This is a genomic window from Moraxella sp. I5G (assembly GCF_055193055.1).
Map to the genome: position 1 here is coordinate 1 of NZ_JBUXLH010000046.1, position 785 is coordinate 785.

A 785-nucleotide genomic window follows, 5' to 3' on the forward strand; every position below is an offset into this window, starting at 1 on the left:
GCACACGTAGACTGCCCTGGTCACGCTGACTATGTAAAAAACATGATTACTGGTGCTGCTCAAATGGACGGCGCTATTTTGGTCGTGTCAGCCACTGACGGTCCTATGCCACAAACTCGTGAGCACATCTTGTTATCTCGCCAAGTTGGTGTACCATACATCATCGTATTTATGAACAAATGCGATATGGTTGATGACGAAGAGTTACTAGAGCTTGTTGAAATGGAAGTTCGTGAGTTATTGTCTGACTATGATTTCCCAGGCGATGACACTCCAATCATCAAAGGTTCTGCGCTAGAAGGCTTAAATGGTTCTGATGGCAAATATGGCGAGCCTGCAATCCTTGAACTTCTAGACACTCTAGACACTTACATTCCAGAACCTGAGCGTGATATTGATAAGTCTTTCCTAATGCCAATCGAAGACGTATTCTCTATCTCTGGTCGTGGTACCGTTGTTACTGGTCGCGTTGAGTCTGGTATCATTAAAGTAGGCGATGAAGTTGAAATCGTTGGTATTAAACCAACTGCCAAAACAACTTGTACTGGCGTTGAGATGTTCCGTAAGTTGTTAGACGAAGGTCGTGCTGGTGAAAACTGTGGTGTGTTACTTCGTGGTACAAAACGTGAAGAAGTACAACGTGGTCAAGTATTGGCTAAACCAGGTTCAATCACTCCACACACCAAATTTGACGCAGAAGTATACGTTCTATCAAAAGAAGAAGGTGGTCGTCACACTCCATTCCTAAATGGCTATCGTCCACAATTCTACTTCCGTACTACGGA

Annotated in this window: 1 protein-coding gene; it reads left to right on the plus strand. The window is 43.9% G+C overall.

Annotation, left to right across the window (positions count from 1 at the left end; translation table 11 throughout):
• The coding region (locus ACZBKJ_RS09885) for an elongation factor Tu (RefSeq protein WP_463200925.1) at positions 1-785 on the plus strand (785 nt) is incomplete at both ends.